The 7,035-nt window shown below is 63.4% G+C and carries 6 protein-coding genes; 1 reads left to right on the forward strand and 5 read right to left on the reverse strand.

The annotated features are described in order from the left end of the window. Positions 1–246: 246 nt before the first annotated feature. The 5 genes from JHD73_RS25505 to JHD73_RS25525 form a co-directional block, all read right to left on the reverse strand. Positions 247–1,794 (reverse strand): methyl-accepting chemotaxis protein, encoded by a 1,548-nt coding sequence (locus JHD73_RS25505; RefSeq protein ID WP_199032957.1) that lies wholly within the window; start codon positions 1,792–1,794, stop codon positions 247–249. Positions 1,795–2,009: 215 nt separating this feature from the next. Continuing rightward, on the reverse strand, positions 2,010–2,465 hold the full coding sequence (locus tag JHD73_RS25510) for a DUF2147 domain-containing protein (protein ID WP_199032958.1): 456 nt from the start codon (positions 2,463–2,465) through the stop codon (positions 2,010–2,012). Between the two features lie 64 nt (positions 2,466–2,529). Beyond that, complete coding sequence (locus JHD73_RS25515) at positions 2,530–3,639, reverse strand: collagen-like triple helix repeat-containing protein (RefSeq protein ID WP_199032959.1); 1,110 nt, start codon at positions 3,637–3,639, stop codon at positions 2,530–2,532. 140 nt (positions 3,640–3,779) lie between these two features. Beyond that, complete coding sequence (locus tag JHD73_RS25520) at positions 3,780–4,595, reverse strand: collagen-like triple helix repeat-containing protein (protein WP_199032960.1); 816 nt, start codon at positions 4,593–4,595, stop codon at positions 3,780–3,782. 404 nt (positions 4,596–4,999) lie between these two features. Continuing rightward, positions 5,000–5,368, reverse strand: a complete 369-nt coding sequence (locus JHD73_RS25525; protein WP_199032961.1) for a hypothetical protein — start codon at positions 5,366–5,368, stop codon at positions 5,000–5,002. A gap of 986 nt (positions 5,369–6,354) precedes the next feature. Between JHD73_RS25525 and JHD73_RS25530 the strand changes: the two genes are divergently transcribed. After that, a complete protein-coding gene (locus tag JHD73_RS25530) occupies positions 6,355–6,963 on the forward strand; it encodes a histone H1-like DNA-binding protein (protein WP_199032962.1) in 609 nt (202 codons plus the stop codon). The last annotated feature ends 72 nt before the right edge of the window (positions 6,964–7,035 follow it).

Consider the following 7,035-nt stretch of genomic DNA (forward strand, 5'->3'; position numbering starts at 1 on the left):
CTCCAGGGTTGTCTCCTGTTACGGCCTGGGCGCTGGTAGTCGACCCGGCAATCGCGCCAGTAAGGCCCCTGAATGGCGGCCGGTTGCGCTCGGGCATGGCTATTCCAACGTGTTGTTTGTATTGATTCCTCTGCCGCCCAGCATAACACCATGCGGCAACCCCGGGCACGAACCGCCGCCCCTCCGCTCGTTGGGGATTTGGGCGGGGTTCGGCTCGCGCTTTCGGCCCCAGTTTCGGGCGCCGGATCAGACCGTGCGGAACGACGCCACGGCGTCGCGCAGCACCTGCGCCTGTTCTTCCAGCGACAATGCTGCCGCCGCCGCCTGTTCGACCAGTGCGGCGTTCTGCTGCGTCACCTCATCCATCTGGTTGACGGCCTGGTTGACCTGCTCGATGCCCGAGCTTTGCTCGTCCGACGCCGAGCTGATTTCGCCCATGATGTCGGTCACGCGCTTGACCGCCACGACCACTTCATCGATCACGCTGCCAGCTTCCGCCACCAGCGTGGTGCCGTTTTCAACGCGGCCCACAGAATCGCTGATCAGCTCCTTGATCTCCTTGGCCGCAGTGGCACTGCGCTGCGCCAGGCTGCGGACCTCACCGGCCACGACTGCAAAGCCGCGTCCTTGCTCGCCGGCGCGTGCCGCTTCCACGGCGGCATTGAGCGCGAGGATGTTGGTCTGGAACGCAATCCCTTCGATCACGCCGATGATGTCGGCAATCTTCTTGCTGCTGTCGTTGATGCCAGCCATGGTGTCCACCACCCGGCCAACCACTTCGCCGCCCTTGATGGCGATGTCCGATGCGTTGCCCGCGAGCTGGCTGGCCTGGCGCGCATTGTCGGCATTTTGCTTCACGATGCTGGTGAGTTCTTCCATGCTGGACGCCGTTTCTTCCAGCGAGCTGGCCTGCTCTTCCGTGCGCTGCGACAGATCCGCATTGCCGGCGGCGATCTGCTTGGTGGCGCTGGCAATCGAATCCGCCGACGTTTTGATATGCCCGATGGTGCCCGTCAGTTGCTGCTGCATCTGCGCCATGGCGACCAGCATGCTGTCGCGGTCGTCCGGGCGGGTTTGCACGCGCACGGCCAGGTCACCGGCAGCAATGCGGCGGGCCACCTCGGCGGCGTAGCTGGGTTCACCGCCCAGCCCACGCTGTACGTTGCGAATGATGAGCGACATGGCCGCCGACACCATGCCACCCACCAGCAGGATGACGATCAGATTGGCGATGAGCGAGTGATGGTAGGCCGCGTCCACCTCCTGCAGGAACACCGCGCTCGACAGGTTCCAGTCCCACGGCGCAAAGCGCTTCACATAGCCGATCTTCGGCAGGGCGGTCTCACTGCCGGGCAGGCGGCCCTGGTATTCGGCAAAGCCAAAGCCCTTGTCTTTGGCCGCGTTGACGATGGTCGGGTAGACGGGTTTGCCGGTCGGGTCCTTGAAGCCGGCGGTGCTTTTGCCGACCATGTCGGCCAGGGTCGGATGCATCAGCAGGATGAACTGCGAATCGACGACGAACAGGTAGCCGGTGGTGCCGTAGCGCATCGAGGCGAGCGTGGCCAGCGCGGTCTTCTTGGCGTCTTCCTCGCTCATGGCGCCGGATTGCGCCTTGGCGTGATACAGCTTGGCAACACCCTCGGCCGCATCGACCAGATTCTGCAGCCCGACTTTGCGCTCATCGAGCATCGTCGAGCGGGTTTCCATGGCACTCCATACGCCGACGCCAATCAAGCCCAGCCACATTAGGGCCAGCGCCAGGCGCAGTTTTGCTTTGAGTGTCCACTGTCGCATGTCGCGTTTTCTCCACTTTGTTGTGCCCCTAGCGGGCAGTTCCCTCCGGGTGTAACGGCGGCCTGCGGCTGGTTCTTTAGTGAAGGCTTAATTAAGGCAGGGTGCTGCGCTGTGCATGCGCAAAAAAGAAGGCGCCGGCTAGCACCGGCGCCCGAAGAGACGGCACCCACAGAGGGCACCGCCGCGCGTTGGGAGGCTTCTTTATTAGCGGGGGTTCACTGCTCGCGAATCCATGTTTGCGAGCGGCCGAGCAGGCTGATACCGATGAAGCCGCGCACAGTGAGCTTCTTGCCCGTCTCATCCAGCGACATCTTGGCGCTGTAGACCTTGCCGTTTTCCGGGTCGAGGATGTTGCCGCCATCCCAGTTGTTGTTTCCGTTCGCCTTCAGATCCTTCAGGATGATCAGACCCTGGATCGGTTGGTCCTTACGGTCGTCCGTGCACTTGGTGCAGGTTTTGCTCTCGTCGCCCGGCACCAGGATCTTGGTGACCTTGCCTGTGAACACGCCACCGTTGTCGACGATGGTCACTTCGCCTTTCTGCTTGCCTGTGTTGTCGTCGATGGTCTTCCAGGTGCCTGCGGGGGTGGTTTGCGCGAAGGCGCCGCCAGCGGCCAGTGTGAGTGCCAGTGCGCCGGCCAGACGTGCAAGAGAGTGAGGGGTGCGTTGCATCGTGGTGTCTCCTTATCAGGGTAAAAAAATCGGTGAGGGTGATCGGTCGCGCAGATCGTCTTGTTCAATGGGCGCTCAGCGCACCGGTCAGGGGGGACAGCGGATTGCTGCCCGAGCCGCCGGCGACGTTCGTGACGCCACCTAGTGCATTTGTGATCGGGGCGAGCGGGTTGGCGCCGCCCGACAGTGCGCTGGTGATCGGCGCCAGCGGGTTGTTGCCGCCGGCTGTGCCACCGAGGCCACCGCCCAGCGCATTCGTGATGGGCGCGAGCGGATTGGTCGAACCGCTGCCTCCACCGTTGACCAGGCCACCGGCGCTGGCTACCGTGCTGCCCACTGCGCCGACGAGGCCACCCACGTCACGCGTGAGTGCATTGCCGCCTGCTGCGCCGACTTGCGCTCCACCGCTCTGCAGGGCACCGCCCACGGTGTTCAGCGCACCGGCCAGCGGCGCGCCGAGCATGGTCGCCGCACCTACCTGCTGACCGGCCCCCGCAACCTGCGAAGACAGCGGCACGATCGCATTGCTCAACTGCTGCGTGACCTGCTGCACCGGTCCGCTGGACGTGCCAATGGTCACCAGCCCACCGGCGCCTTGTGCCACCTGGCCGAGTGCCGACACGCCGCTGCCCACCGGCGAGGTGATCGGATTCAGCGGCGCCAGTGGGCTGCCCGCGGCACCCAGATCGCTCACGGTTTGCCCCGCATTCACCAGCGTGACGCCTGTCGAGTGCACTACGGCGCCCGAACTCTGCACCGTCGTGCCGACCGGGTCGGGCGTCGAGCCGATCTTGCCCAGCCCGTTGCTGATGCCACCGCCCAGCGTTTGGACTGTGTTGCCGGCGGAGGTGACTGTTGCACCCAGATCCTTCTGCGTAGCCGTGCCGCCCACGATGGGCAATGATGCCGTGCCGATCGTCGTGCCGAGGTCGCTCACCGTCTTGCCGGTCTGCGTAACGACGTTGCCGCCGTTGCTGGCAACGTTGCCGACAGGCACTGCGCCCGGGCTGTTGTTGGCGGTTGACGACGGGGTCGTGTCGCCGTTCGGATTGCCGCCCGAGGCGCAACCGGCCAGCGCGAGCACGGCCAGTGCGGCCGCCGCCAGCAGCGTGCGGGATGACGCAGAAGCCGACGACGAAACGGAAGAAGTTTGGAGCGGGGTTTGAATCTTCATGGTGAGTCTCCTTGTCAGCGCGGCCCGTACCGCGTAATCACCACCGGGTGTCAGAAGAACGCGCATCTGGCGTCCAGTGGGCAGCATCCGCCTGCGTTTGCCGTCGAATGCAAAGAACGTTTTCCCAATCACTGAGGCCATCAGTGATGCGCGCCGGGTGATATGCCCGACAGCAGTCCGCCGACCAGTCCGCCGACCGTCGAGCCGATGCCGCCCAGCCCACCCACCGGCGAACTCGTGGTGGCACCGCCGCCGAGCGTGCCGGCACCTGGATTCGCCATCGTTAACGACCCGACTGCGGTCGTCACCGGTGCCAGCGTGCTGCCGAGCCCGCCAGGCAGCGCACCGACGAGTGCGCCACCCGGTGCAGTCGTACCGCCGCCGGCAGAAGGCGCAATCGGCGTGACCACCGCAGACAGCCCGCCGGTGATCGTGCCGAGCGCACTCATCGTGTTGCCTAGCGTCGACACCAGCGCATCGCCCTTGCCAGCTGTGGTGATCGTCTTGCCCTCGCTGCCGAGTGCGCTGCCCAATGTCGTCAGCACGCCGCCGACCGGTGTACCCAGACCTGTTGCCGCGCCCAGTGTCTGCGTAGCGGAAGTCAGCGTGGTCGTGAGCGGCACGATGGCTGCCACGGTGGTCGTCGTCACTTGCTCGACCGGGCCGGTCAGCGTTGCGATCGGCGTGCTGCTGGTGCTGCCCGATGCGGTGCTGCCGTTGCCGTTCGACCACGTTGGCGAACTCGACGCCGTGATCGTCGGCTTCGATTGCGGATCGCTGCCGCCGCCCAGCGACGTTCCCATGTCACCGCTACCCGAATTCGCGCACCCAGCCAGCAACACCAGCGACGCAGCCGCCACTGAGCAAGGCATCCGGCGCAACGTACGACGCTGGGTCTGCGGGAAAACCCCACACTCCGGTGGGTTCGAACTGAACAAGAACGCTGGATCGCGCATCTTGTGCCTCCACTGCTTAGAACGCTTCTGTTGGACCCCTTCTGTCTTGCGCTCTTTCTTCCTCGGGTATGTCACCAACCGAGTGTCTGACACGTGCGGTTGGCAACGATCTCCCTGTCTCATCACGGGCCACGCGCAGGTCCGCGCCACGCCGCGCGATCGATGCCGTACTGACGTGGTGATCGGATCGTGAAGTGAAACCGAATGGCATGACAATCAGCGCCAACCTGACGCGCCGATATGCGATTGCAGCATTCCAACGTGGTCGATCCTCGTAAAGCGCTGGCTGAAGCCGGTCTTGGAGTATCGACGCTGCAGCAAAGATGGCGCCCGGATTGCCGTAGAACAATTCTTCTATCGTCGCAAAACCGCCTCGTTTCAAACGCGGTCGCGCGCGGTTTTCATCAGCTGCTGAGCAGGGTTTCCCCGCGATGGGGACATGCCGGCGCGTGCGCGTGTCGCCGTGATCGCGCGTTTGTGCACACGACACGTGTGGATGTGTTCGCTTGCGTGTTCATCGACCTGCGCGATGGCACTGGTGCGTCGTCTCGCATCGACATCGATGCGAACGTGCCGACGCGATCCACCTTGACGCGCATCGCGCCGTCGACGATCACGCGTTCGATGTACGGCACGCGAATTGCGGCACGTGCATGCGTCGTGTCGAACGTTTTGGTCATCGCGATTGCGTCGAGCCCGCACATCGCGCGTTGCACGCAAGCGAGGAGCGCGTCATCGATGTCGATGAACACGTTCAATGTGTCGATGCGCATGCGTGCTGCGCGTCGACTGCGTGTGATCGCGCGAAAAATTCGTGCGCGTTGTCGTATCCGCGCATCGTTTTTTTCGACACGCATCGCGTTGCTCGCGCAGCTGACACGCACGACATCGCAGCGTTCACGCGTCATGCGCGCGCATGCTTGCGAGCGACACGCGCACAACATTGCGTGTTGCTGTAAACCGGCATGAACATTGGGTTCGCGGGAAGCGAGTGTCTGCGTGAAGCAACGCGTTGACGTGATGTCACGACGCAAGAAAATGCGCAATCGAGAGGTCGACATGCGTGCTTGCGCGATCCAAATCGCGACGACGCACAGACGCGGCGCAATCCTTCACCAAAACTCGCCGCGCTTTTTGCATAAATCTCTTAACATCACCGCGCAAACGAATTATGATTCGCCTTGACAAGACGTTGACTTCGATGCAAGGGCGGTTCGCGCGATCAACGACGATGAACTTCCAAGCAAGCGGCAAGTGAAAGGTAGTCGAGGAGCGTAACCACTTTGATGCACGCCACGCCGACAGGGCTGTTTGAACTCGGTGCCGTCTCTGCGATCCCTTCGTTGGGATGGGCGTACTACCCCCAAAAGAAAACGCGCGCTCTCCAGATTTCCGCTGTCTGCAAAGTCACGCTGCAAGCGGCTTTGCACTCTACACAGCGACTCGCGCAAGATCAGGTTTCAACCGGTGTGGCCACGATGCCCCGGTTCTCTCAATTGATGAAGACTCGCCGGATGCAGTTGGTCCGGCCGGCTGCGGCTGCGCGTGTGTGCTCAGCCGAGATGTGCAACTTGCTGCGTGCGTCCACCGCGCGGGTTGCGGGTCTTCCTACCGAATTCATTAGCGTGCGGCTGCAGTCTGGTGGCGCGCCGATGAATCGCTCGCTCGGTTGGTCTGGCGATGCCAATGCATCGTGGGATCGGGCCGGTCGGGTTGCTCAATCTCGATAGTTCGATACCCAATCTCGAAGGAGTTTCCCATGGCAACTGCTGCTAAGAAGAAACCGGCCGCCAAGGCCCCGGCCAAGAAGGCCGCTGCGAAGAAGGCTCCGGCCGCTAAGAAGGTCGCTGCAAAGAAGGCTGCTCCGGCCGCCAAGAAGGCACCGGCAAAGAAGGTTGCTGCCAAGAAGGTTGCAGCTAAGAAGGTCGTTGCCAAGAAGGCACCGGCAGCCAAGAAGGCCGCAGTGAAGAAGGTTGCTGCCAAGAAGGCACCGGCAGCCAAGAAGGCTGCAGTGAAGAAGGTTGCTGCCAAGAAGGCACCGGCAGCCAAGAAGGCCGCAGTGAAGAAGGTTGCCGCCAAGAAGGCACCGGCAGCCAAGAAGGCCGCGGTGAAGAAGGTTGCTGCCAAGAAGGCACCGGCTGCCAAGAAGGTTGCTGCTAAGCCTGCTGCGAAGAAGGCTCCTGCTGCGAAGAAGGCGCCGGCCGCTAAGAAGGCTGCTGCCAAGCCTGCTGCGAAGAAGGCTCCGGCGAAGAAGGCTGTCGCCAAGCCCGCTGCTGCTCCGGCCGTTGCACCTGCTGCTGCACCCGCTGCCAAGACCGCGCTGAACCCGGCTGCTGCATGGCCGTTCCCGACTGGCAACCGTCCGTAAGTCATTCTTGCGACGGTGATCCTCCGGGACCACAGCGGCGCGCAGGTCGCGCCCACCTGATCGGATACTTTG

Source organism: Ralstonia sp. ASV6, from assembly GCF_016429285.1.
Classification (GTDB): domain Bacteria; phylum Pseudomonadota; class Gammaproteobacteria; order Burkholderiales; family Burkholderiaceae; genus Ralstonia; species Ralstonia flaminis.

Coding starts and splice junctions, on each gene's coding strand:
- JHD73_RS25505 (WP_199032957.1), bottom strand. CDS start 1,794: ATGCGACAGTGGACACTCAAAGCAAAACTGCGCCTGGCGCTGGCCCTA.
- JHD73_RS25510 (WP_199032958.1), bottom strand. CDS start 2,465: ATGCAACGCACCCCTCACTCTCTTGCACGTCTGGCCGGCGCACTGGCA.
- JHD73_RS25515 (WP_199032959.1), bottom strand. CDS start 3,639: ATGAAGATTCAAACCCCGCTCCAAACTTCTTCCGTTTCGTCGTCGGCT.
- JHD73_RS25520 (WP_199032960.1), bottom strand. CDS start 4,595: ATGCGCGATCCAGCGTTCTTGTTCAGTTCGAACCCACCGGAGTGTGGG.
- JHD73_RS25525 (WP_199032961.1), bottom strand. CDS start 5,368: ATGCGCATCGACACATTGAACGTGTTCATCGACATCGATGACGCGCTC.
- JHD73_RS25530 (WP_199032962.1), top strand. CDS start 6,355: ATGGCAACTGCTGCTAAGAAGAAACCGGCCGCCAAGGCCCCGGCCAAG.